This is a genomic window from Pontibacter fetidus (assembly GCF_010119545.1).
Taxonomy (GTDB): domain Bacteria; phylum Bacteroidota; class Bacteroidia; order Cytophagales; family Hymenobacteraceae; genus Pontibacter; species Pontibacter fetidus.
Genome location: NZ_JAAEAA010000005.1, coordinates 1 through 24,172 on the forward strand (window position 1 = coordinate 1; position 24,172 = coordinate 24,172).

Here is a 24,172-nt window from a genome sequence, read left to right on the forward strand (position 1 = left end):
GCTCATCACCATCATGCACAGTGTCTCAGCCAGAGGGTAGCGTCGGCCTTGCGGGCGACGAAAATCAGGTACCTCACGCAGACAGGCTAGTAAACTTACTTCACTATTTTGCATCTGCTCCCCCTTTTCTAAACATATTAGTTTACGAAAAATAGAACTTAACGGCCCTACCCTCTTGAGAGGGGCAGGGGTGTGTTATAACTTAAGCTTATCGCATCTTCTCACAAGATCCTTCCAGGATGACAAATGAGGTAGTACATAAAAGCTCGTCCTCCTGTTTTAAGGAGGGGGCTGGGGGAGGTAAAACAAAAAAGCCACTCGGTTAGGAGTGGCTTTTTATCTTGTGATCCCGCTGGGATTCGAACCCAGGACCCATACATTAAAAGTGTATTGCTCTACCAGCTGAGCTACAGAATCGGTACTATTTGTTTTCCCTTAAATGGGATTGCAAAATTAAAATCTTAGTTCAGAAAATCAAACTAAATTTTAGCTTTTTATTTAACGCCTCCTGCCGAGGTATTAGAAACGAAAAGCCTTCTCGTTCAGAAAAGGCTCCTGCATTTTACGTGTGATCCCGCTGGGATTCGAACCCAGGACCCATACATTAAAAGTGTATTGCTCTACCAGCTGAGCTACAGAATCTTTTTATTAACTTGCATTGCTAAGGGGCGTTTCCCTTAATTGCGATGCAAAAGTAACAGCAATCTGGTTAAATGCAAAATCTTTGTTTCAAAATATCTCTCTTTTCAGTCGTTTTTTTGCTCGCTTTTTTAAAACCAGCTTATAGTCAGGAACATAAATTTACGTATGCCAAAGCAGATTCTTTGTTCCTGCGCCAACATTATTCCGAAGCGCTTACATTATACGAGCAGATCCTGAACAAAGAGCAGCAATACTCTCCGCAAATGCTGCTGAAAATGGCGTACATAAAAGAAGGCCTCCGCGATTATACCGGTGCCATGTATTACCTGCACCTGTTCTATACCAAGCAACCCAGCCGGTCTGTACTAAAAAAGATGGAAGAACTGGCACAGGCACACCGCCTGAGTGGGTACGAGTACAACGACCTGCAATTCTTTAAAACCCAGTTCAGTAAATACTATATGCGCATTTTGGAGCTGATGCTACTGGCTGCTGTAGTTACGGTAACAGTAATGGTAGTAAGCTGGCGCAAAGGACATACATTTACCAAACCTTTCAGAATTGGTTTTATACTTTATCTGCTGTTTATACTATACTATATTAACTTTCTGAACCTGGGCAGGGGAGGTATCATTAAAAACGACCAGGTTGCGATTATGTCTGCACCGTCGGCAGGGGCAAACTGGATAGCCACTGTTTCGCAGGGGCATAAAGTGCCGGTTACCGGCGAGCAGGACATTTGGTATGAGATAAAATGGAAAGGTGAAACTGCCTACATTCGTAAGAACAACCTGCTGCAGTTACCTTAACTTTTAGACAAAGGACTTAATGACAAAGGACAAAAGACATCTGGTATAATTGAAGTCTTTTGTCCTTTGTCAAAATGTCCTTTATGTGAAATCTACTTCAGAGGCGAATCCTTTTCCTTTGCCATCACATTGTAAACCAGCTTATCGGTAAGGCCCGGTAGCCACTTGTTAAGGAAAACAGTGAGCTTACCCTGGAAGGTCATCACCAGGTCGCGTTTACGTTTTATAGTTGCTTTCAGGATTTGGTCCGCTACTTCTTCAGCTGTCATCATATTTCCTTCGTCGCGCGGCGATTCGCCCTGTTGCTGGCCGTTTGCTGCCAGTGCTGTATTGCGGATGTTCGATGCTGTAAAACCAGGGCAGGCGATCAGTACATGCACACCTTTGTGCAGCATTTCGGTACGAAGCGTTTCAAGGAAGCCGTGCATGGCAAATTTAGAGGCAGAGTAGCCCGTGCGGGCAGGCAAACCACGATACCCAGCTATAGAGGAAATGCCTATAACAGAACCATTGGCAGCCATAATGTAAGGAAGCGCAAACTTGGTGGTATACACCGTACCCCAGAAGTTAATATCCATCACTTTCCGGATAACATCCAGGTCCAGGTCCTGAAATAAAGCACGCATCGAAATGCCGGCATTATTAATCAGTACATCAAGTTTACCGAACCTATCTATAGTTTCCTGCACCATGCGCTGGCAGTCTGCTTCGTGGCTTACATCGGCGTTAATGGCTATATTTTCAATTCCGGCTGCGCTCAGGTCCTGGCTTGTCTGGTCCAGGTTCTGCTGGTTACGGCCCGATACCGCTACTTTTGCACCTGCCCGGCCAAAGGCAAATGCACATGCCTTGCCAATACCTGAGGTTCCACCGGTAATCAATACTACTTTATCTTTCATCTGAATTTAATGCTCTGGCTATAGTTGCAAAGATAAGTAAGATTTTCAGGATGGGAGGGGAGAAATAAGCAGCAACTATAGTTTAGGTTAATGCTATAGTTTGAACATGTTGTGTCCTAAACAAAAAAGCCCCTGCTGTTTCTGCAGAGGCTCTTGTGCTATAGTTTACAGTTAGGCATCAACCTTGAAAAGCTTACCAAACAGGTCGTATTTATACCGGCGGCTCTCGCGTAGCACAGCTATCATCGCAAATACAGAAACAGCTATCAGAACAGGGTATAACAGGTATAGTAACGGATGCAGCAATGGCAATAGCAGCAAACCTACCAGTAACAGCGACAGCATGTTGTACAGGTACGAAGTTTTGGCGCTGAAGCTCATCATACTGCCTTTAACAACCTTAGGGCTCACAAACGAGGCAAGAATGCCAAGTGGCGTAAGTACCAGCACCGAAGCCGCATACATCAGAACCAGGAAAACAGCATCTTCGTGGTTAAAGAGCGCAACATAAACAGCCAGCAATGCAGCATCTATCAGCAACGGAACGCGCAATGGAATAAGGCTGGATTTAAAGAAATCTTTTGCACTGCCGGTTGTGCGCTCAACTGTCAGCCACAGGTTTTTGTAAAAGCCCCACACATTGTTAAACACATAACTATAGATGATGGCCGGGCCAAAGAAGATCCAGATCGTTAAGTTTTTGTCGTAGATGTGAATGCCTTTGGCCGTATAAACGGCAGCGTCAGCAGCCAGTATGATCAGTTTTAACCCAAGACCAAATAGCAACAACTGGCGGGCTTGTTTTGAGTTTTTGAATAAGCGCCAGCTCAGGCTGCGGTGTTTGTTGTGGCTATAGTTAACCACCTTGCGCTTCGGCTCCATAGCAGCTAGCTCCAGGAAATAATTTGCCCCCAGAAAAGCACCTAAAGAAGCTAAGTGCACGACCAGTTCCATCCAGCCATTAGCAGGATCGTACATCGGTAACCTGGCCTGCAATGCCACAAAAGCAGCACCCAGCACAGCCGCAGAAATAAAGTTAAGGTGTAGCCAGCGCATTTTACGCTCTACCAGAACCTGCAACGACCGCTTGGTAACATGTGCTGTCAGTAGTACCATAATGCTTTGCAGCAAATGCATGAATGTGTAGGCAGGAGCCAGAATGAACAGCAAAAACAGGAAGTTAACCAGCACAAAGTTAAACGGCGAGAAAAGCTCAACCGGTAACTCAACCCAAAAACGCTTCAGTGGTTTAATAGGGTATAGGCGCGGAATAAGATCCAGTTTAGGTACATAAGCCGGGAAAAAACCACGGATAACGGTAATGCCCAGCACAAAGAGGTTTATATAACGAATCACTTCGGTAACGCTTGTAGTGCCACCATGCTGCGCCTGCTCCAGCAAATACGAAAACAGCCATCCATAAAAACCCGACAACACAATACCACCGCCCAGCAGCAGCACACGCTGTAGTTTATTCTGTCTGAAAAATCCGTTAAGCCTTGCCCGAAGCGAGAACAGTATTAAATCCATTTATAAGAGTTAAGAGTTTAGAGTTATGAGTTAAGAGTGACTTTTAACTCTTAACTTTTCACTTTTAACTAATTCAACATCCACTCGAAGTCGGCTTCGGCGGTCTGGTGATGTGGGGTAAGCAGCTGGAATAGCGCCTGGTCTATCAGGTTTTCGCCGTTCATGGTAAATTCCTGCAGCGAGCCGTTGTACATTAGCTGACCATCGTTTAGTACGCCAATGTGGGTGGCAATGCGCTCTACATAGTTCAGGTCATGCGACGAGATAAGCACCACGCGGTTAGGGGTAGAATAGCTACGGATCAGTTTTACCAGTAACTGTGCTGCAATCGGGTCGAGGCCGGTGAAGGGCTCATCCAAAATTAACACCTGTGGCTTGTGCAGTATGGCAGCTGCAATGCCAATTTTTTTCTTCATACCGGTAGAGTAACCGGCAATGTTCTTGTGCAGCGACTCCTGGTCTGTAAAAAAGTAGTTAGTTAGGCTCTTGATGCGGTCTGCGGCTTCGGCAGTTGGCAGGTTGTATAGTTTAGAAACAAAGTTCAGGTACTCCAGGCCAGTAAATTCCTCAATCAGCGGGTTGTCTTCGCACAAAGCACCCAGGTTTTGTTTTACCTCTAAGTGGCTATTGCTATAGCTTTTGCCATATAGTTCAACAGTGCCTTTGTCCGGCTGAATCAGATCGAGTATAGCATTCAGGAAAGTACTTTTACCAACCCCGTTTTTCCCTAACAAACAATAGCATTGACCGCTTTCTATCGTCAGGTCCAGTTCCTGCAGCACCTGCTTCTTGCCAAATGCTTTGGTTAATCCTTTTATCGCTATACTCATATGTTCTTTTGTACTTTTACCTTTGTGCTACTCCGAAGATCCTTATAAGTAGCTCCGCTTTAAAGTTACGTACTACCCCTGAAAAGTCCTAACATTAAAAACTATAGCTGCCGGACTTTAATTCTGAAACGCCCTGATAAAGTGCGCGCTTGATTTGCAACAACCGTTCAGAATAAAATAGTTCTATAAATCTGACTTAAGTTAGATGTTTTAAAAAAGCAACTGAAATGCTGCCGCCTGGATGTATTTAAATTGGACTTAAACTATAAAACTGGCGTGTGCTTAGAAAGCCGATCGCTTAAAAATAAGGAGCTGAAAAGCGGCTGATTTAACTGGAAATGGGATTTGCATATATGGCGGCAGGTGTTTACTTTTGCATCCACCTTTTACCTGCGCACGTGGTGAAACTGGTAGACACGCCATCTTGAGGGGGTGGTGCCTTCGGGTGTGGGAGTTCGAATCTCCCCGCGCGCACTTTGTAATAGCCGTAGCTTTAACGAGTTACGGCTATTTTCTTTTCTCGAAAGGGTTTTCAGGCTTTACCAGCAGCACTTTTTCGCGCTCAACTATAACTGCCCCAGCCGGAGCGCCTTTTGCTTTCCGAACCCATTTCTTAGGTGTGTAGATTACCGGGCAAAGAGAATCATGTTTTCGTTTTGAGTACCAGGCTGCCAGTTGCGCTGCTTTCTCCAAAACAGTGCCCGGTATAGTTTTGCCAGCCTGGTGCTTGATGACCACATGCGAACCCGACACATCTTTGGCATGCAGCCACATGTCATCTTTATAGGTATGGCGCTGGGTAAGTTCGTCGTTGTTCTGAGAGCTTTTGCCAACTAGTATCTTATAGCCTTCCGTCTCAAACACCCTGAATGGCGATTGCTGCTGTCCCTGCTTTTTAGATGATAAAAGGTGAGCATGGTCGCGCAGGTAGGTTTTCAATTCTTTATAGTTCTCTACTTCGGCAAGGGCTTGCAAGGCAGATTCCAGCAGAATGAGCTCTTCCATTTTGCGTTCGGCCTTTTCTTCGAGCTGCTGAATTTCGAGGTGCTGATTTTTGGCTTTGCGGTATAGTTTTTCGGCTTGTTTTTGTGGGGTTTCGTTACGCTTTAACTTAAAGGTGCGCTGCTGGTCGTTGTAAAAATCGTACAGGGTTACTTCCTCGGCCTGTGGCGGAATGTTGCTCAGGTTGGCCATTAAAATATCTGCTGTCTGGGAATAGGAGCGGTTGCCGCGCATTTCCTGTAGTTGCTGCGTAGTCTGCTCCAACACGGTTTGCGAGCCATTCAGTTTTTTAGTGAGTTGCTGTTTGGCCTGTTCGTACTGCTGCGTAAAACCAGTCTCCGATAAGTAAAGGCGGCTATAGTTGTTCAGCGCTTCCAGCGGATCCGGGTAACTATAAACCACTTCACCCATCGGCAGCAACGACAGTCTTAACTTGTCTTTATATCTTATAATATAATAGGCTTCCGGGTTATCAAGTTGTTCCAGCACTTCCTGCACCAGTTCCCATTTGTCTTCCAGGGTAGCCGAACTATAGTTTTGTTGTTCCAGGTACTCGGCGGGCAGTTCGCCAAAGGTTGGGTATAGTTTGCGCAGGTTGCCATCAGCAGCTTCAAAGGCAGCAAAGTTCTGTGGCAGTGGCCGGTCCATTTCCAGTGGGTTCAGCTCGGCATCGGCGGCAAACTTCTTATGGAACAGGTGCAGCGGCTCGCCATGCTGGTACAAAACGATGTTGGAGCGGTTACCAAACAACTTGAATAGCAACAGCATATCATCAGAAAGCTTCAGAAAAAAGCTGCGTTCGTTCAGGTGCTGCACCACATCCAACACCGTTTGCCCGATCATCTGCTTAAACAGGTTTACACTATTGGCCCGTGCCCGCTTAAAATCATCCGGAAAAGAAAGAGCTGAAAAATGAGCTGTTAAAGCTGCTCGTATGTAAAACCCCCTTTCTCCAGCTGCAAAACCAATAACCAGCTCATCCTTGTTCTGGCTAAAACAGGTCACAATCTCTTTACCAACCAACTCCTGTTTAAGCCGGCGGGATAGATGCTGTAGAAAGTGGTAGTTCTGATGCACTGTGGTTAATTATGAATTCGGATAGATAAAAAACTATAGCTCTCGCTCGCCTCTGGCGAGTGTGAGCTACTGGTGGCGTCTCGCCACGTTACTCAATTATAATACATTTACAAATAAAAGCGGCCAGAGTCCGCTAGTAGCTCACACTCGCCAGAGGCGAGCGAGGGCTCGAAAATCTAACAACTAACAATCAATAACTTAAATCCGATCAACGAATAACGATCAACGAAACTATAGTTCTATCTGCAGGCCGTCGTAACCGAGGCGTATAAAGGCAGGGAGTTGCTGCTCTACTTCGTGGTGCAGGCCCATCAGGTGGCTGATGTGAGTGAGGTAGGCTTTTTCGGGTTTTAGTTCGGTCAGTACATCAATCGCCTCCTGCAGCGAGAAATGCGAGATATGGGGTTCTTTGCGCAGCGCACCTAATACTATAACTTTTGAGCCGCGCACTTTATCCATCTCTTCTTCCGAAATAAAGTTGGCATCGGTAATGTACGTAAAGTCATTAACCCTGAAACCAAGCACCGGAAGCTTATAATGTTTTACACGAATCGGAGTAAACGCAACCCCTTCAATTTCAAAAGGCTCTTCGGTAATCGGGTTAAGTTGCACTCTGGGTATGCCCGGGTATTGAACTCCCGAAAAAATGTAGGCAAACTCGCGTTTCAGTTGTTCTAACACACGCTCCTCACCATAAAGCGGCATGTCTTTGTGCTGACTGAAATTATAGGCACGGATATCGTCGAGGCCGGCGGTGTGGTCTTTGTGTTCGTGGGTAAAAAGCAGGGCATCTAGTGTGCGGATACGCTCGCGCAAGGCCTGTTGCCGGAAGTCAGGGCCGGAATCGATGATAAAGCTCTTGCCGTTAACCTGCAGGTGTACCGATACGCGCAGGCGGTTATCGCGGTAGTCCACAGAACGGCAAACCTCGCAGTTGCACCCAATTACGGGCACACCCTGCGAGGTTCCCGTGCCTAACAGTGTTACTTTCAATTACTTTGCTTCGTGATTTCGGATATCGTGGTATAGTTGCCGGTTTTTGTCGCTCAGGCGGCTTTCATCCAGGGCAATGGCGCGCAGGATTTCGTAGAGGCAGTTTACTTTGCCCTCCAGGCTATAGTATTTATTTACTACAGCCACTTTCATATCCTTTAGCACACAGTAGCCGGCTTTAAAGTTGCCTTTTTCGTAACGCAGCACAAAATCCGACTCCGCAAAAATATCCTCCAGCTTATTTAAAAAAGGCCGCGTGTACTTCAGCTCCATTTACTTGGCAGTATACTCTTTTACAGTTTGCACCAGCATATCAAAGTCAAGTGGTTTAGGCAGGTATGCGTTAATGCCGGCTTCCTTAAAGTCTTCCATGCTATAGTTGTTAGCGTTACCTGTTACCGCAATAATCGGAATTTTAGAGATGTCCTGGTTTTTGTGCGCACGTATCTCACGCGTACAGTCCATACCATTTTTGATCGGGATATTCAGGTCCATCAGGATCGCGTCGATCTTGTTGTTTTCCACGGTTTTGATCACCTCGCCACCGTTCTTAGCGGTCAGGATCTTATAATTCTGTAGTTCCAGGATCTTTTTTGTCAGGTTCAGAATTACAGAGCTATCCTCTGCTATCAAGATTGTTTTGGTCTCTGCCATAGTAGGTTAGATGATGATTTCTTTATATGATTTTCGATAGTTTTCGTATTGTTCGAGCAGCTTTGCAAAGTTATCGGTTACGCTTTCGTACTTCTCTTGCTTAATGTCGTGCTCCAGGAGCTTGGCAAGCTCAGCCAGCTTATTTATGCCCAGCGTAAAACCTGTGCCTTTTAGCTGATGCAATGTACTTAAAATACTCTTGTAATGTTGTGCCTCCAGTTCTTTTTTGGCTTCCTCAAGCAATTCTGAGGCTTCCTGTTCAAACTCTTCATACAGTTGCAGGGTAAATGCTTCGCCGCCAATTTGCTTTAGCTGTTCTGCAACTTCTTTATTTATAATGTCCTGCGGTTCCTTTTCCCGCTCTTCTTCGGCTATAGTTTCAGCTACAGGCACAAATTCCTCTTCAGTTGTATCTAGGCCATACCATTCCGATTTTTCCCATTTGCTGATAACGGCCAGCAAGTCTTTGCTTTTTACAGGCTTCGGCACATAGTCGTCCATTCCCTGGTTCATAAACTTGTCGGCATCATCTTTCATCGAGTAGGCCGTCATGGCAACTATAGGCGGGCAGTCTTCAGCTAAAATATCCTTAATATGTTTTGTTGCTGTAACTCCATCCATCTCCGGCATTTGTATATCCATAAAGATGATGTTATAGTTGTTGGTGGTAGCCAGTTCTATGGCCTCATACCCGTTAGAGGCAATATCGGTACGGCAGTTCAGGCGCTCCAATTGTTTCTGGGCTACTTTCTGGTTTATCTGGTTATCGTCAACAAGCAACACATACGGGCTATTCTCCAACACCTCCACTTCCGCGTTCAGCTCTTTCAGGCGTAGCTGTTGCGCTGCTACGGCAGCATCATCGGCTTTGCGCACCCTTATCTTAAACCAGAAAGTGCTGCCATCGTTTGCCTTCGACTCAACACCAATTTCACCTCCCATTATACTTGTCAGCTGCCTGGATATGGCAAGTCCGAGGCCGGTACCACCAAACGTTTTGGTAGAAGAATTGTCGAGCTGTGTAAAGTCGGTGAACAACAGTTGCTGATCTTCGGCGCTGATACCTATGCCCGAATCTTTCACGCGAACGTGCAGCATGTATTCTTCTTTCTTCTTATTCAGCAGTTCGCTGTCTACAGTAATGCTTACCTCGCCTGCGTTCGTAAATTTAATGGCGTTAGATGTAAGGTTCGATAATACCTGCAGCAGCCTTGTTTCATCGGTTAAAACATAACGCGGCGTTTCAGGCGAAATGTTATAGGTAAAGTTAAGGTCTTTTTGCTGGGCACGATTCGCAAACAGCGAGTGTATCTTACCTAACGTGTCGTGCAGGTCTACGCTGCTTTCGTGCAGTACCAGCTTGCCGGCCTGTATCTTGCTCAGGTCCAATATGTCGTTAAGTATAGCCAGCAACGCATCCGACGATTTGCGCAACGTATCAATGTATTCCTGCTGCTCCGGATCGGTATTGATGTGGGTCAGCAGGTCGATCATACCGATGATTCCGTTCATTGGCGTGCGTAGCTCGTGGCTCATGTTGGCAAGGAACTGCGTTTTGACTTTCAGCAGGTTTTCGGCTTCTTCTTTTGCCTGCAGTAATTCTAATTGGGTACGTTTTAGTTCGGTTACGTCACGTATTACCCCTTCCAGGGCAATTGGTTGGTTGTCTTTGTTGTACATCAGGCGGGCATCGGCAAGCACAGTAATCTGGCTGCCATCTTTACGGTACATTTGTATCTCGTAATCCCGGATTATTCTATGCTCCTTTACAAACTGCTGCATGCGCTGCCTTTCTTCGGGGTACACATACAGGAACGTAATGTCTTTGCCCAGCACTTCTTCTTGGGTATAACCCAACACCTGTTTAACAGAAGGACTGACCAGTTCTAACGGCCCGCTTAAAGATGTGCGGTAATAAATGTCCTGGAAAGATTCGAAAATGTTACGGAACTTCTCTTCGTTCTGGGCCAGTGCCAGCTGCGATTTTTTCTTGTCTGTTATATCCAGTGCTATTGCCGAAACTTCGTCAAAAGTGCCATCTTCCAGGTAAATCGGGTTCAGGAAAACTTCGCGCCAGGTTTCAGGGTCCTGTAGGTGCACTTCAAAATGCTGCGGTTTGCCCTCAAACGCTTTGCTATACTTATCCTCCCAGAAGTTAAAGGTAAAATCATGATGGTTTATGAGGTGGCTATCTACCAGCTTATCATATAATTGCAGCATGTGGCCTGTCCTTCTCTCGAAGGTAGCGGCAAAGTTGCGGTTAAACGAGGTAAGCTCATAGTTCTTATTCAGTGTCCACATGTGGTGGGTACCACTCTCGAAGATCGCGTTTAACTTGGCGTTCTGGTTATTAATCTGTTCTTCGTTGCGCTTACGCTCAATGGCAAGGGCCACCTGGTTCGATATAAAATGTAGTATCTCGATATCGGTGTGCACGTAGGCATCTGGGTTTTGGTAATCCTGCAGTGTAATTACCCCGATAATACGGTCGCCGATGGCCAGCGGCGAACAAAGTATAACCTCCGGTATAGTACCTTTTAAGCTTAAGTTTTCGCGTTGAGCCAATTCCAGCAACTCTTTTTTCTGCATGTAGAGCGGCTTGCCGGTTTCGATGATGTACTCTGATAGCCCACCGGAAAATGGCCTCCTTATATTAGACTGTGCCGTTTTATCAATATACTGGTCTACCAGGTACGCAAAGTTCAGGTACTTGTGGGCGTCGTCGCAAAGCGCAATGTAAATGTTACGCGTTTCGATGATCTTGCTCAGTTCGCGGTGTATGGCGCTGTAAAGCGAGTGTAAGTCTTTGCTGCTGATGGCGAGGTTGGCGATACTATAGTATACCTTCTGTAAACGCTCTGCTTTAATGCGGTCTGTAATGTCGTGCAATATGGCACGGGTAGCCACCGGGCGGTCGTCCTGCCAACTGCAGGTTATACTGCCTATCAGGTGCACCGGCTTGCCGGCTTTAGTCAGGAATACCGTTTCGATCTTGTTTACATTCTCGCCCTTATACAAATTGCGCAGCTGGTAAATAAGCTTTGCCTTATAATAAGGGTGTACAATGTCATTCAGGGTCAGCGATTCAATGTCCTCGTCGTTGTAGCCCAGGCGTTCTTTCCAGGCTTTGTTAACGAAAATGAATTTATTATCGACAGAGGTATTCTGAATAAGGTCGTGCGCATTGTCGAAAAGGTCCTGCAAGCGTATCTTGTTATCCTTCAGGGCCTCCATAGCGATGCGCTTATCGGTCATGTCTTTACCTACGCTGGTTATGCCGGTAACTTCTCCGTCAGGGCCGTACTCCAGCATACAGTTCCAGCGGATAGTTTTTAGCTGACCGGACTTGGTTACCAGGTTGCGCTCGTAGTAGGCATTAAGGTGGCGCGTAACTAAACAGTGTTTAAAATCCTGGAAACGTTGTGCACGCTCCGCTTCCGGCACCAGCAACTGGTAAAAATTCTGGCCAAACAGTTCCTCGCGCTCATACTCTACATACTTCAGGAAATAATCGTTAGCAAACACGATGTTACCGTTTATGTCCAGGCTATAGTAAATCATGTTTACTTTTTCCAGGAAGTTGCGGAACTGCGCCATAGACTCTTCTGCTACTTCTTCGCGGCGCCTGGCCTGTTGTATTTGCTTGCGCTGGGTTATATCACGCTTAAAATCCTGTATATAATATTCGCCGTTTATCAGGATGCGATTCAGGTTAATTTCCACATCTACTTCAGTGCCATCTTTCCTGATATTGCGCCATTCAAACGTGATAGGGGTGCCGGTAATCAAAACCTGCTCAATTAACTGGGCTCTTTTCTCTGAAGACCGGGTGCCGTCCGGCTGAAACTCAGGAGAGAAATCGGCAGGGGTGGAGTTTAATAAATCTTCGCGCTTGCACCTGAAAAACTGCAGTGCCTTTTCGTTACAATCCACTACTTTTCCATCTTTAAACAACAGGATAGCATCGTAAGAGGAGTCGAAAAGCATTTTATACTTGTCTTCGCTGTGCAAAAGCTGTTGCATTAGCTCGTGCCGCGAAATATAGTTGCCAATGGCTGTTCCCACAAAATCGAGCAACGCCAGAAAAGACTGCGTTATGTTATAACCGCTATCTGGCTTTACAAGCAACAGCGCAAGCAATTTTTGTTCTGTCGTAATCGGCACAATGGTCATATCCACCCCAAACATGCCGGATATATATTTTGTAAGCTCTGTTAGGGCTTTCCGTTTTTCTGTAGTTAAAAGCTGTCTGGTTCTTTCCGGGCTTATGGGTAAGGTATCGTGGAGTTTTAATTCTTTTGCGATACCAGCTGAGTAAACCAGTTCGGCAATGCCAGTTTCTTCAGTGTAGGTATACACGCAACCACAATGTATATCGCTTTTCTCCAGTAGTTCATCCAGCGTATACTTCAGCACATCCTGCTGGCTCCCTGTCGAGGATAGGTTAGTGATCAGGTTGTTTACAAACTCCAACTGGTGATTACGGAAGCGAACATCCTGCTCTGTACCCACCACCTCGTACAGGTCTTTGGCCGATCCAAATATCATTTCCTGCCCTTTGAACAAACCTTTCCGTAATGATATCTCGATAGGGAGCAGCTCGCGGGTCTTATCCTGTATCCACCATTCAAATTTCTGGGGTTCGCCGGTCATGGTTTGCTGCAACTGGCCTTTGAGGGCTACACGCTCAAACAGGTTCAGTTTAAAACTGTTATAAACGCTTTTGCCCAGCAGGTCCTTTTTTTTCTGGTCTGTCATGCTCAGGGCTTTGTTGTTGATGTCAACAAAAACGCCTTCTTCATCCAGTATAAAAAGTGGTTCGGTGCTATTCTCAAAAACGTTGTGGTAGCTGTCATCGTCAATCTCGACGCGTGTGCTTTTTGTTTCTTCAGAGGGGCAAAGCTCCAGGTACAAAAAGGCATTATCCTCGAACTGCACCGGTTTTATAGTATACGTATAGCCGGCTGCCGCTTTGCCGGAAGTAAGCTTCTTAAGTTCTGATTTTGATTTACCTAACAGGTCTGAGATGTGCCGGGTGGCAGTATAGCTTGCGGTAGCAGGCAAAAAGGAGGCAGCGCTGCTATTTGAGGCCAGCACCTTACCATCCGGCGAAGCCACCAGCAGCCCATGCGCGGGCCTGGAAAGTTGCACCAGTACCTGCAAAAGCGAATTGGCCTGTAGCGGCAAGTGATCAGCTAATTTCCTGTTTGGTATATATGGCATTGGTATAGTTTGCTAAGGAACAGAAGCTGCCACCCATAACGTTGTGCCACTCCTGTATACATTTTACGATTTTAGCGATAATTTTACAAAAGAAACAGAACATTTGCTGATTTCTGTTCCTTCTATAGTACGGCAACAAGCGTTTGCCGACCTTAGCAGGTAAAGTATAAGTTTAAAATGCCGGGCATGGAGCGCCAGTTAAAATCAACATCAAAGCAAAAGTACCTGATAGTAGTGGTGGGGCCGACAGCCGTTGGTAAAACCGACCTGTGTGTAAACCTTGCAGCGCACTTCCAGACCGATGTTATCTCAGCAGACTCGAGGCAGTTTTACCGGGAAATGCACCTGGGCACCGCAAAGCCAACTATAGCAGAGCAAAAAGGCATCACCCATCATTTTGTAGATTCGCATAGTATAGCCGAAGAATATAATGCCGGTGCCTACGAGCAGGACGCGCTGCAATTGCTGGATCAGCTTTTCGTGGAAAAGGATGTGGTTATAGTTACCGGCGGTTCTGGTTTGTACGTGCGGGCCTTATGCGAAGGAATGGACGAAATGCCGGAAACCGACCCAGCCATACGCGCTGAACTGGCAGCTATAGTTGAAACGGAAGGTTTGAGCCCTTTGCTAATGCAGCTACAACAACTCGACCCCACGTACTATAGCCTGGTTGATAAAGCCAATCCGCAACGGGTTATCAGGGCGCTCGAGGTATGTTTATCTAGCGGACAGCCGTATTCTGCTTTCCGTAAAAGCGAGCGCACAACACGTCCTTTCCAGATCATTAAAATAGGCCTTACCCGCGACCGCCAGGAACTATACAACCGCATTGATATACGAATGGACCAGATGCTTGCCCAAGGCTTGCTGGATGAAGCCAAAGCCTTATATCCGTACCGCTCACACAATGCCCTTCAAACAGTTGGCTACAAAGAAATATTTGATTACCTGGAAGGCAAGTATGACTGGGACGAGGCTGTACGGTTACTAAAACGGAACAGCAGGCGTTATGCTAAACGCCAGTTAACCTGGTTTACCAAGCACCCCGACGAATACACCTGGTTCCACCCGCAGCAGTTTCAGGAAATAGTGAGCTTTATAGTTAGAAAGTTGGGAAGTTAGAAAGTTTAGAAGTTATGGAGTTTAGGAGTTGATGAAGTTAGAAAGTTAGAATGTGGTAAGAAAAGGGGCAAGGGTCTTATAGTTTCTTTTGCAGATTTGGCAGAGTGTAATTTGTAATAGATTATACTTTTATCAATAAATGAAAAGCCCTCACAGATCAGGAAGATACTGTGAGGGCTTTTAACTTTCTAACTTATACTTTTCTAACTTCTTAAACTGACAATATGTCTATCATGCGGCCATAGTTGGGGTTAAGCGCTTTTACTTTGGTTATAGTTTCTATAAAGGGCGTATAAACCAGTTCTGAATTTACGATCCCGGCCATTTCGCAGGCGCGTCCAGCTAAGAGACCCTCTACACAAGCTATGCCTAGTTGGCTTGCCAGCATGCGGTCGGCGGCAGTTGGAGCGCCACCACGCTGTACGTGGCCAAGTATCGTTACCCGGGCATCCATCTGCGGAATTTCTTTCTGTACTTTGGCTGCTATTTCTACGGCGCTTCCTTCTTCATCGCCTTCGGCAACTATAACTATAAACGATGTTTTAGACCGGCTCCAGCCTGTTTTAAGGGCATCTACTACTTTTTCTATCGTTGTTTTGGTTTCCGGGATCATCACAATTTCGGCGCCGCCGCCTACGGCACACGGTATAGCAATATAACCGGAGTCGCGACCCATTACTTCCACAAAAAACACGCGTTCGTGGCTGTCTGCGGTATCGCGTATTTTATCTATAGCATAAATAGCAGTGTTTACGGCAGTGTCGTAGCCAATGGTAAAGTCTGTGCCATACAGGTCGTTATCTATAGTGCCCGGCGCACCTATAGTTGGGATGCCGAACTCTTCGTAAAAAAGGTTAGCGCCTGTAAATGTGCCGTCGCCACCAATGGCTACCAACCCTTCAATGCCATGTTCTTTTAACTGATTATATGCCTGCTGGCGTCCTTCTTTGGTAACAAAATCTTTGCTGCGGGCAGATTTAAGAATTGTACCGCCACGCTGAATGATATTACTAACAGTAGAAGATTCCATTTTAAAGATATCCCCTTTTATCATCCCGTTATACCCCCGTCGGATCCCATAGATTTCAAGGCCGTTAAATATTGCCGAGCGTACTACTGCGCGCACACAGGCGTTCATACCCGGTGAGTCGCCTCCGGAGGTAAATACTGCTATCTTTTTCATTATACTGTAGTCTGTAATTTGGTAATCTGGTGCCTTGCACAGGAATTTATAGCTTATACCTGTTTAGGAGCTGGCAAGTAACGCAGAAGTGCAGGAAATTAAAAAAAATAAAAAACTTTATCTGTTAAATATAGAAAACCGTATGCTATAGCGTCAAACAAATCTGCCCGGTAATCCGGGTGTTTCCGTGCTAAGTAACAGGAGCTAAATGCATCACCAGAATCTTGCGGGGCTAATTAATAAATTTAAATAAAGTAAGGCAACCTATGTTTCGTTTTTTTGAAAGTGAAGAAACAAAAAAGTTAAAAAGCCACCTCACTAACCTGGGCGCGCTGGCAAAAATTGACGGGCACATAGATCCGGCTGAGATAAACTTTATTATAGCTATTGGTACCAAACATGGTATGCGCGCCAGCGACGTTAAAAGTCTGCTCGCCGACTCGTCTAAAGTAACGCCTCAGCTGCCCAACAACGACTCTGAGCGCTTTGACCAGATCTACGACATGGTAGAGATGATGCTGGCCGATGGCATTGTAGATGAGAATGAAATGGATTTTTGTATACACATGGCTACCCGGCTTGGCTTTAAAAAATCGGTGGTGGGCGTGCTGGTGCGCAAAATATCTACGGGCGTAAAAGATGGTCTTACCCGCGACATGATTAAGCAGGATGCACAGGCTTTTCTGAACTATTAACAAACTACCCCCGATGAGAAGACTAATGGAGAGTAACAGGCTGGTGCTGTTTGTGTATGGCTGCCTGCTGTTGTGCCTTGCTTCTTATTTCGTGATACGGGAGTACCGGTTGCCTTACCTGCTCGAAAATAAGCTGCCTGTGCTGTTCCTGGTTCGGTTTGGCGTGTTTTGGTTTGTTAGCCTGATGCTGGCCGTAGTGTTATACCTGGGCCACCTGAGCTACCATTACCTGCTACTGAAAGAACCCGATAAAGCGCTGGCAAAACGGGCGGGTATAGTTGCTTTCTGGCTGGGTGTAGCTGGCGGTACCGGTTTTGGGCTGTTAATTTATCTTTTCCGGCAGTACCCCGAATATTTTTACCTGTAACTATAGTTGACTGCCATTAATCTTTCTTCAGCACAAATCAGGCTTTCTTTTCAATACTTTGAAGTAAGCAAACTATAGGTTGTCTGGGGTTAGTCAAACTATAGCTTTGTCCCTTTCTCAATCAGCAGTTGGTGCTGTTAGTGTGTCTACTGTGTCGTTTTCATCAATTCTGACGGCATCTTCACGGGTATTGGCAACAGAGTCCAGCACTTCGGTGCGGCTGCCGGTTTCTACCTGCTCGTCTGTAACTTCCTGGTTTTTGGGGCCACAACTATACATAGTTAATAGCAACAGCGTACCCAAATAAGCTGATAATTTCATAGTTTTTACTCAATGCCTGGTAAGTAGGATACTGTAGAAACAGGGTTGCAGTTACAAAGGCCAGAACACAGGTACCAGCAACAATATAACCGCTATCAGCAGCACAGTAAGTGGCGTGCCTATTTTAATGAAGTCGCCGAAGCGGTATTTGCCCGGGCTGTACACCAGAATACAGGCAGGCTCAAAGGGAGTAACCAACGACACCGATGCCGCCAGCATAATAGCAATGGCAAACGTGCGGGGGTCTGAGTCTAAGCCAACCGCAGCTTTTAAGGCAACCGGAACTATAACCAGCGCTGCTGCCGCATTAGACATGGGTTGGGTAAGAATTACAGTAAGGATCACAAACCCTGCCAGCACGGCCAGCTTACCGATTGGGCCCATAATTTCAACTATACTTTGTGCCAGCAGGTCGGCAGCGCCGGAATTTTCCATGGCTGTACCAAAAGCGGTCATGCCGCCAATAAGTATAAGTAAGCGCCAGTCTATAGCGCCGTAGGCTTTTTCGGTACTTATGCACCGGAACAGGATGCAGGCAATGGCAGCCATTAAAAAGGCAATAGAAAGCGGCAGAAAATTAAAGGAACCCAGTATAATGGCCAGCATAAACACAACTATAACAAAAGTGCCTTTGCGCTTCTTGAACAGTACAGGTTCAAACTCATCTAAAAGTGCCACGTTGCTAGAACCCCTGAGTTGGCTGAGGCGCTGTGCCGCACCCTGTACTAGTAATATATCGCCCAGTTGCAGGTTTATACTTCCTATTTTGGTGCGCAGTGTTTCGCCGTGCCGCGAGATGGCAATTACAACCAACCCGAAGCGTTGCAGAAAATTTACCTCCTTTACTGTTTTGTTTATCAGGTTCGATTGTCTTGGCAACATCAGCTCTGCCAGGCGTATGTCTTCTGTCTGCAAGTCTTTTTCCAGGATCACATCGGCCATTATTTCAATGCCTTTTGTTTCCTTCACTTTCATCAGGTTATCCAGGTCGCCTTCTACCAGCAGCACATCGCCTTCCTGTATGCGCGTCCGGAAGTCGGGCAGAAAGTTCTCTTTTTTGCGGATGATATTCAGTATCCTGAAATGCAGTGTAGTGAGGTCGGAAGCAAAAACAAGCTGGTCGATAAGCGGCGAATCCGGCATTACGATGATCTCAGTCAGGTATTTCTGCAGTTTGTATTCTTCGGTCAGTTGCTGGTCAGTATTGTCAGGTAACATGCGCTGGCCTATCGTCATCATATAAACTATACCCACCAGGAAAATGATCATCCCGATGCCCGAAATCTCGAATATGCCGATCGGCTCCATACCTGCTTTGGCTACGTAACCGCTTACGGCCACGTTGGTTGATGTACCGATAAGCGTGCAGGTACCGCCAAGTATAGCCGCATAGGCGAGGGGCATCAGCAGCTTAGAGGCATTCATGTTTGTCCTTTTGGCAAGCCCGACCAGTGGCGTCAGGAACATGGCCGTTACCGTGGTATTATTCATAAAAGCCGATACTATCCCGGTAATAAACATCACGGTAAAGAGCATCAGGTTCTTGCTTTTCTTGGCCAGCTCTGCCATCCGCACTACTGCAAAATCCAAAATGCCGGTTTCTTCGAGGGCAGCACTTATAATAAAGATAGATGCGATAATGATGATAAAGTCGCTGCTGAAGCCTGCAAATGCCTCGGCGGGGGTAATAATACGGACACTTGCCAGCACAATAAGCAGGAGCAGGGTAACGATTTCTACGGAAAGTTTTTCTGTAGCGAACATCACTACAGCTATTACCAGAAGTATCAGCACAAGGGCTATTTCCATAGGTGCGCGTAACGTTATCGAAGGAAAATTGGCATGGTTAAAGTATGCGGTTTCGGCTTTTACGTTGCTTTATTGAGGCGGGTGGTGTTTTGCTATAAAAAGTTTGAGCAGTAGTGTGGATGGTGAAGAGTATACTTTAAAGCAGGCTATAGTTGTAATTGGGTTTTCGTTTTATAATTACCTGTATCCCTGGGAGCTTTAGTCACCTACCGTTTCAATCCAACTTGGCTCCCTCACGGCCGGGAGGCCCCGCCTTCGGGCATCGCGCTGCTGCCTTCTTGCTATCCTCGTTCCTCGGATTGCCTTACGGCACCGCAACAAGTCAAAGGCGCTCAACCCAAAGACTGATATCTTTCTACTATTGACCTATAGCTATAGTTTAGACTGATAAGCTCCGAAATTCATCGTGATTATAATTCCCTAGGGACAGGTTGTAACCTGTCCGTGGATGGACTTAAACTATAGAACTATAACCGAAAGTTAACTGTAGCAGAAAGTCCCCCTTTGAAGGGGGCTGGGGGATGACAAACCGTAACTATAAAACTATAACGCTAACTATAACAACTACAGAAACTCCCCTATTGAGAGGAGCTGGGGTTTATTATAGCAGAATCTTAACGCATCTTCCCACAAGATCCTTCCAGGATGACGTATAAAGTGGTAAGCAAAACTCTCCGTCTTCGACAAGTCACAGATCCCGGACTTGTTCCGGGATAGGGCAAGGGTTATTGGATAAACAGTAACTATAGAACTATAGCCAGCGCCATGCTTGTCCCTGCAGGGACAGTTGAGTCAGGAGACTCAACACCATTCTAAGTCACGAGTCTGGAGACTCGCGCCAGTAATTACTAACTATAAAAACTATAGCCAAACCTGTTTTATAAATAGAAACGTTAAGACATAAAAAAACTCCTGCTATCGGGTAGCAGGAGTTTAATGGGTGTTAAAAGCAAATTATTATAAATTCTTCATCCAGCTGGAGCGTAAGGCAAGTTGCTGTGGAGTGGCTTGCTCATTTACCTCAAACAGGTGTTTCTTAATTTCATCCTGGCTTTGCATCTGGCAGGCTATCGTTTGCGGTGTGCCATCGCGTTTTATAGTTAACGTATATTTGTCGCCGGCATTCAGGGTACCTAATTTAGGCAATACCTGGTTGGCATTTTCCAACGACACGGCTACGCCATCAAGGGCTATAATTTCATCGCCGGGCTGCAACCCTGCTTGCTGCATAGCCTCGCCTACCTGTGTTAACGAAAGCACACCACCTGGCGCGCCTATGGCATATCCCAGACCTTTAACTTTGTTGCCGGTGCTTTTGGCAGCCTCGTAGTTTATTCCCAGTTTCCCGAAGTAATCTGCTACCGGAAGCGGCTCTGCATTTATCACATAACGAATAAAGAAGTCGGCAATCTCAGGGTAGGTTTTGGCAGCAAAGATCTCGAAGAATTTATCCTCCGGGAACGCCTTTTTAGGACCGTATTCTTTTGATAATTCATTGATCACCTCACGCAGTCCGCGCTTGCCCCCCGATAGTTCCAGCAAACGGATATCGAGTAGGGTGGCAGTTACAGCGCCGCGGTTGTAGATATTGAAATACTGCTGATTACCTTCGGGCGTATAAGAGGTTAAGGACAGTTTCTGCAAACTATAGCTCTTATCCAACTGATCATCGATCATCAGTTTTTGGCGTACATCGGCCAGGTAAGCAGGTAGTGGTTTCAGGCCGCTGCGCAGCTGCATTACATGCGATGCCCACTCCGTAGTGCCCTCATACAACCACAAATGCTGCGATGGGGTTGGCTGCACAAAGTTAAACTGCTCTATAATTTCGCTGTGGATGTTTAGCGGGGTAATGATGTGGAAGAATTCGTGGGCAGCAATATCGGTCAGGCGTTTGGCATACTCTGGCGTCAGGTCGTTTTCCTGCATCACATAACCTGAACTATAGGAGTGCTCCCACGCGCCCCAGTCCTGGTCCTCGAAATGGTACAGAAACGTATAGCGGTCTACCGGAAAATTTACGACAAACTTATGGGCTGCTTCCAGCATGGTTGTCATGTTGGTCATCAGGGCCTCCGACTTTATCTTGCCTGTTTTAGAGTAGGTATAAATGTCGATAGTGGTGCCGTTATACTCGGTCTGGGCTTTGGTCAGGTTGCCGGCCATAATTGGCGAATCCACGATGTGGTCGTAGTTATTGGCCTTGTAAACCCCTTTTTTATCTGCCGTCAGGGCGGTGCCTACCAGCCATTCTTTGGGGTGCTCCAGTTTTAAGTGCATAGGCACTGCCTGCAAGCCTTTCAGGTAACCGAAAACAGCCTGCCCGTTTATAAGCGCATGGTCCTGCTCCAGCGAGGTGCCGCACATGGCATACACCTTGTCTTTTTCAACGGGCGTGTCAAACGTCTCCGCAATCTGGTATGTTATTTTACGGACTTTCTTCGGATTGCTTAATTCCCATTGGTTGGTACTTATCTGCTTTGTTTCCAGCTCGCGACCTTTCTTATCGTAGGCTTTAAAGTTGTGTACAAAGCGGCCGATATCCATAGTCTGGTAGGTGCCGGGCGCGGTGGCTGCAAACTGGAAAACATTGTTGGCAGCTGTCAGGCCTTTAACATCCAGCGTTACTTTAAATTGGTCGTCTGCACGGTCGTTCAGGTTAACGGTGTAGGTTAGTTCAGGGCTTTTAGAAGCTTCGGCCAACGGAGCAAATGCCAGCAGAAAGAGCAACGCAGCCGAGGTAGTAATTTTTTTCATAGTTCAGGAGAGTTATTTTAAATGAAAGTATAAAAGCCGGTTTTCATTTGCTAACGAAATAGATGAACCTGCCCAACTTCTCGACCAACTGTTATGAACAGAACTATAGCTGCGCATAAACTGGCCAGACGAGTGTTTTATACTTTAAATACCACCTGATTTTTGCCAATAGCTTAACACTGCCGGCGCTTGCCCGTTTATAAAGAGGGTAAAACCAAACAAACATACCTATGGAAACAAACGAGCATTATTACGACAGCAACTACGACACAAGCCGTTATACCAACCGCAGAGAAGAGAATGCGCCCGAAAGCTACAACCGCTACAGCCAGCGCGGCAATTATTATGGCATAGCAGATACCGACCACGGGCATGGCAATGTGCGCATACAGCAGCGAGATGATTTTTATGAATTCAGCCGGGGGCCGGTTGGGGGCTATGGCGCTGCCAACTATAACGACAACTATAGAAACACCCACCGTAACCGCGACGACCATTACCGCTACGGTGATGACAACCATTTCAAAGAGAGCCACGGCTATACAGGCAACCAGGATTACCGTTCCGAAGAATACAGAAACCGCATCAGCCAGGACCAAAACTATAGCCGCGGCTCAAACTATGGTGATGCTGGTAACAGCCGTTATGCCCGCCAGGAAAACAGCTACCAGAACCCCGGCTATGGCAGAAGGTATAGCGAATACGGGCAGGACGAACGCCGCAACTATAACCACGACCTGACAGATATACACCACGACAGAGGCGAACACAGCCGCAGCGCATCAGACAACAACTATGGCCGCAACTACAGACCAGCCAACCAGTTTGATTTTGATGACAACAAGGAAGATTACCGTTACAGCGGCCGTATCAAAAGTTCCGGTTCAACCAATGACCAGTACCGTGAAAACGTAAATCGTAACCGCCATCCTTCCGGTCCCGATTACTCCAGGCACTCTCCGATAAGTAACTATGGTTATGATACTTTTGGCATTTGATGTACAAATTAATAGAAAACGCCTGCACAAATGCTGCAGGCGTTTTTATAGTTACCAAACCTAAACTTGTATACTATGAAAAAAATATACTTCCTGATACTGGTGGTGCTGTTCTGGTTATACGGCTGCAAAACCGCCAGCCCGGCCCACCCCGAAACCGAAACAGATACCATACTGGATGCTTACTGGATGTTGCTTTCGCTGGAAGGACAGAGCCCGCAGGCACCCAACAATACCCGAACCGCCTACCTTAGGTTAGAGGAAAAAGAAAACGATGTAAAAGGCTTCAGCGGCTGTAACCACTTCTTTGGCAAGTATACACTTAGCGGTAGTTCACTTCGCTTTTCCGACCTAGGTTCTACCCGCATGATGTGCCCCAACATGGACCAGGAAACAAAATTTATGGAGGTACTGGGGCGTGTAGAGTCGTATAGTATAGCCGGAAGTATACTTACATTTTACCAGGGCCAGGAGGCCATCGCTACCTTTAAAACCGGAAACCCCGAAGACCTGCAGCAGGAGGAACGTAGCGGTAAAGTAAGAGTGAAGAAACTATAGCTATAGCGAGCTTGTGAAGTGCAACTAAATAGCCGGCCAAACAGGCAACAGGTATACTTTAGCAACCAGTGTTACGTTATACTGGTACCATTCTAAACCGCACATTTTAGCGAAACAAACTTACACTGTATTTGAACTTATACCCCTGCCTGCAAAGTTGTAATAGCAAGGCATAGGTATATAGCTGTGCTGATATAAGTTTTACTTTAAACTTTCGCTACTATGTTAAAAAAGCGCATTTCTCTGCTGGTTTTCCTTCTCGTTACTATGTTTGCGGCCAGCCAGGTGCAGGCCCAGACTACCCCTGGCCACGAGGCCTGGTTACACCAATACAATGCCGCTATAAAGCAGGCTAAAGCAGAACATAAACCTATACTGATGGTATTTGCCGGCTCCGACTGGTGCAAGCCTTGTATATTGTTGAACAAGGAAGTTTGGAACACCGACACGTTTACAAAATATGCTAAAGACAACCTGGTGCTGCTGGAACTTGATTTCCCTAGATTTAAGAAACACCAGTTACCTGCCGAACAGGTGAAACACAACGAGCAACTGGCCGAAAGGTATAACACAGAGGGCTTGTTTCCGCTGGTAGTGCTGGTTGATGAAGACGGAAAAGTAATTTCTAAGACAGGATATAAAACCGGAGGACCGGAAGCTTACGTACAACACCTGAATAAATTGTTGCACCACTAAGATAAAC

General features: G+C 46.3%; 19 protein-coding genes and 3 tRNA genes. 8 read left to right on the forward strand and 14 right to left on the reverse strand.

The features are described 5' to 3' along the window. Positions 1-344: 344 nt before the first annotated feature. Positions 345-417, reverse strand: a tRNA-Lys gene (locus GWO68_RS04830). A 152-nt stretch (positions 418-569) separates the two neighbouring features. Beyond that, a tRNA-Lys gene (locus GWO68_RS04835) sits at positions 570-642 on the reverse strand. A 116-nt stretch (positions 643-758) separates the two neighbouring features. Here GWO68_RS04835 and GWO68_RS04840 point away from each other — a divergent pair. Then, the gene (locus tag GWO68_RS04840; protein ID WP_235941942.1) at positions 759-1,451 is read left to right on the forward strand and encodes an SH3 domain-containing protein; all 693 of its coding nucleotides are present in this window, start codon (positions 759-761) and stop codon (positions 1,449-1,451) included. A 92-nt stretch (positions 1,452-1,543) separates the two neighbouring features. Here the strand turns inward: GWO68_RS04840 and GWO68_RS04845 are convergent, their stop codons facing one another. The 3 genes from GWO68_RS04845 to GWO68_RS04855 form a co-directional block, all read right to left on the reverse strand. Continuing rightward, positions 1,544-2,350 (reverse strand): SDR family oxidoreductase, encoded by an 807-nt coding sequence (locus GWO68_RS04845; protein ID WP_202923678.1) that lies wholly within the window; start codon positions 2,348-2,350, stop codon positions 1,544-1,546. A 171-nt stretch (positions 2,351-2,521) separates the two neighbouring features. Then, positions 2,522-3,880, reverse strand: a complete 1,359-nt coding sequence (locus tag GWO68_RS04850; RefSeq protein WP_162345300.1) for a hypothetical protein — start codon at positions 3,878-3,880, stop codon at positions 2,522-2,524. 68 nt (positions 3,881-3,948) lie between these two features. Continuing rightward, on the reverse strand, positions 3,949-4,710 hold the full coding sequence (locus GWO68_RS04855; protein WP_162345301.1) for an ABC transporter ATP-binding protein: 762 nt from the start codon (positions 4,708-4,710) through the stop codon (positions 3,949-3,951). Positions 4,711-5,102: 392 nt separating this feature from the next. Here GWO68_RS04855 and GWO68_RS04860 point away from each other — a divergent pair. Beyond that, positions 5,103-5,184 (forward strand) — tRNA-Leu (locus tag GWO68_RS04860). A gap of 33 nt (positions 5,185-5,217) precedes the next feature. Here the strand turns inward: GWO68_RS04860 and GWO68_RS04865 are convergent. From GWO68_RS04865 to GWO68_RS04885, 5 genes are all read right to left on the reverse strand, one after another. Further along, positions 5,218-6,789 (reverse strand): NFACT RNA binding domain-containing protein, encoded by a 1,572-nt coding sequence (locus tag GWO68_RS04865; RefSeq protein WP_162345302.1) that lies wholly within the window; start codon positions 6,787-6,789, stop codon positions 5,218-5,220. Between the two features lie 231 nt (positions 6,790-7,020). Further along, positions 7,021-7,782, reverse strand: coding sequence for an MBL fold metallo-hydrolase (locus GWO68_RS04870; RefSeq protein WP_162345303.1), 762 nt, complete (start codon positions 7,780-7,782; stop codon positions 7,021-7,023). Next, positions 7,783-8,055, reverse strand: a complete 273-nt coding sequence (locus tag GWO68_RS04875) for a hypothetical protein (protein ID WP_162345304.1) — start codon at positions 8,053-8,055, stop codon at positions 7,783-7,785. It lies immediately after the preceding gene. Continuing rightward, positions 8,056-8,436 (reverse strand): response regulator, encoded by a 381-nt coding sequence (locus GWO68_RS04880; protein ID WP_162345305.1) that lies wholly within the window; start codon positions 8,434-8,436, stop codon positions 8,056-8,058. Positions 8,437-8,442: 6 nt separating this feature from the next. After that, positions 8,443-13,659 (reverse strand): PAS domain S-box protein, encoded by a 5,217-nt coding sequence (locus GWO68_RS04885; RefSeq protein ID WP_162345306.1) that lies wholly within the window; start codon positions 13,657-13,659, stop codon positions 8,443-8,445. 186 nt (positions 13,660-13,845) lie between these two features. Here GWO68_RS04885 and miaA point away from each other — a divergent pair, with 186 nt between their 5' ends. Further along, positions 13,846-14,781 carry a tRNA (adenosine(37)-N6)-dimethylallyltransferase MiaA gene (gene miaA / locus GWO68_RS04890; RefSeq protein WP_162345307.1) on the forward strand — a complete coding sequence of 312 codons (936 nt, stop codon included), beginning with the start codon at positions 13,846-13,848 and terminating at the stop codon, positions 14,779-14,781. Between the two features lie 211 nt (positions 14,782-14,992). Here the strand turns inward: miaA and pfkA are convergent, their stop codons facing one another. After that, complete coding sequence (pfkA, locus tag GWO68_RS04895) at positions 14,993-15,964, reverse strand: 6-phosphofructokinase (protein WP_162345308.1); 972 nt, start codon at positions 15,962-15,964, stop codon at positions 14,993-14,995. A 266-nt stretch (positions 15,965-16,230) separates the two neighbouring features. Between pfkA and GWO68_RS04900 the strand changes: the two genes are divergently transcribed. Both GWO68_RS04900 and GWO68_RS04905 read left to right on the forward strand, forming a co-directional pair. Continuing rightward, complete coding sequence (locus GWO68_RS04900) at positions 16,231-16,659, forward strand: tellurite resistance TerB family protein (RefSeq protein ID WP_162345309.1); 429 nt, start codon at positions 16,231-16,233, stop codon at positions 16,657-16,659. Between the two features lie 13 nt (positions 16,660-16,672). Continuing rightward, positions 16,673-17,026 (forward strand): hypothetical protein, encoded by a 354-nt coding sequence (locus tag GWO68_RS04905; protein ID WP_162345310.1) that lies wholly within the window; start codon positions 16,673-16,675, stop codon positions 17,024-17,026. Between the two features lie 117 nt (positions 17,027-17,143). Here the strand turns inward: GWO68_RS04905 and GWO68_RS04910 are convergent, their stop codons facing one another. The 3 genes from GWO68_RS04910 to GWO68_RS04920 all read right to left on the reverse strand — a co-directional run bounded on the left by GWO68_RS04910 (position 17,144) and on the right by GWO68_RS04920 (position 21,913). After that, positions 17,144-17,347, reverse strand: a complete 204-nt coding sequence (locus tag GWO68_RS04910; protein WP_162345311.1) for a hypothetical protein — start codon at positions 17,345-17,347, stop codon at positions 17,144-17,146. Positions 17,348-17,398: 51 nt separating this feature from the next. Beyond that, complete coding sequence (locus tag GWO68_RS04915) at positions 17,399-19,156, reverse strand: SLC13 family permease (RefSeq protein ID WP_162345312.1); 1,758 nt, start codon at positions 19,154-19,156, stop codon at positions 17,399-17,401. A 957-nt stretch (positions 19,157-20,113) separates the two neighbouring features. Further along, positions 20,114-21,913, reverse strand: a complete 1,800-nt coding sequence (locus GWO68_RS04920) for a M61 family metallopeptidase (RefSeq protein WP_162345313.1) — start codon at positions 21,911-21,913, stop codon at positions 20,114-20,116. Between the two features lie 230 nt (positions 21,914-22,143). On the opposite strand from GWO68_RS04920, the gene GWO68_RS04925 reads away from it, so the two are divergent. From GWO68_RS04925 to GWO68_RS04935, 3 genes are all read left to right on the forward strand, one after another. Then, a complete protein-coding gene (locus tag GWO68_RS04925) occupies positions 22,144-22,911 on the forward strand; it encodes a hypothetical protein (RefSeq protein WP_162345314.1) in 768 nt (255 codons plus the stop codon). A gap of 75 nt (positions 22,912-22,986) precedes the next feature. After that, positions 22,987-23,469, forward strand: coding sequence for an META domain-containing protein (locus GWO68_RS04930; RefSeq protein ID WP_162345315.1), 483 nt, complete (start codon positions 22,987-22,989; stop codon positions 23,467-23,469). Between the two features lie 222 nt (positions 23,470-23,691). Next, positions 23,692-24,165: a thioredoxin family protein gene (locus GWO68_RS04935; protein WP_235941943.1), complete on the forward strand. Its 474-nt coding sequence runs from the start codon at positions 23,692-23,694 to the stop codon at positions 24,163-24,165. Positions 24,166-24,172: the final 7 nt, after the last annotated feature.

Bases quoted from the DNA above. Each gene is read 5' to 3' on its own strand.
- GWO68_RS04900 (WP_162345309.1), top strand. From the start codon at position 16,231: ATGTTTCGTTTTTTTGAAAGTGAAGAAACAAAAAAGTTAAAAAGCCAC.
- pfkA (WP_162345308.1), bottom strand. From the start codon at position 15,964: ATGAAAAAGATAGCAGTATTTACCTCCGGAGGCGACTCACCGGGTATG.
- GWO68_RS04930 (WP_162345315.1), top strand. From the start codon at position 22,987: ATGAAAAAAATATACTTCCTGATACTGGTGGTGCTGTTCTGGTTATAC.
- GWO68_RS04885 (WP_162345306.1), bottom strand. From the start codon at position 13,659: ATGCCATATATACCAAACAGGAAATTAGCTGATCACTTGCCGCTACAG.
- GWO68_RS04925 (WP_162345314.1), top strand. From the start codon at position 22,144: ATGGAAACAAACGAGCATTATTACGACAGCAACTACGACACAAGCCGT.
- GWO68_RS04910 (WP_162345311.1), bottom strand. From the start codon at position 17,347: ATGAAATTATCAGCTTATTTGGGTACGCTGTTGCTATTAACTATGTAT.
- GWO68_RS04905 (WP_162345310.1), top strand. From the start codon at position 16,673: ATGAGAAGACTAATGGAGAGTAACAGGCTGGTGCTGTTTGTGTATGGC.
- GWO68_RS04845 (WP_202923678.1), bottom strand. From the start codon at position 2,350: ATGAAAGATAAAGTAGTATTGATTACCGGTGGAACCTCAGGTATTGGC.
- GWO68_RS04915 (WP_162345312.1), bottom strand. From the start codon at position 19,156: ATGGAAATAGCCCTTGTGCTGATACTTCTGGTAATAGCTGTAGTGATG.
- GWO68_RS04920 (WP_162345313.1), bottom strand. From the start codon at position 21,913: ATGAAAAAAATTACTACCTCGGCTGCGTTGCTCTTTCTGCTGGCATTT.
- GWO68_RS04850 (WP_162345300.1), bottom strand. From the start codon at position 3,880: ATGGATTTAATACTGTTCTCGCTTCGGGCAAGGCTTAACGGATTTTTC.
- GWO68_RS04875 (WP_162345304.1), bottom strand. From the start codon at position 8,055: ATGGAGCTGAAGTACACGCGGCCTTTTTTAAATAAGCTGGAGGATATT.
- GWO68_RS04935 (WP_235941943.1), top strand. From the start codon at position 23,692: ATGTTAAAAAAGCGCATTTCTCTGCTGGTTTTCCTTCTCGTTACTATG.
- GWO68_RS04855 (WP_162345301.1), bottom strand. From the start codon at position 4,710: ATGAGTATAGCGATAAAAGGATTAACCAAAGCATTTGGCAAGAAGCAG.
- miaA (WP_162345307.1), top strand. From the start codon at position 13,846: ATGGAGCGCCAGTTAAAATCAACATCAAAGCAAAAGTACCTGATAGTA.
- GWO68_RS04880 (WP_162345305.1), bottom strand. From the start codon at position 8,436: ATGGCAGAGACCAAAACAATCTTGATAGCAGAGGATAGCTCTGTAATT.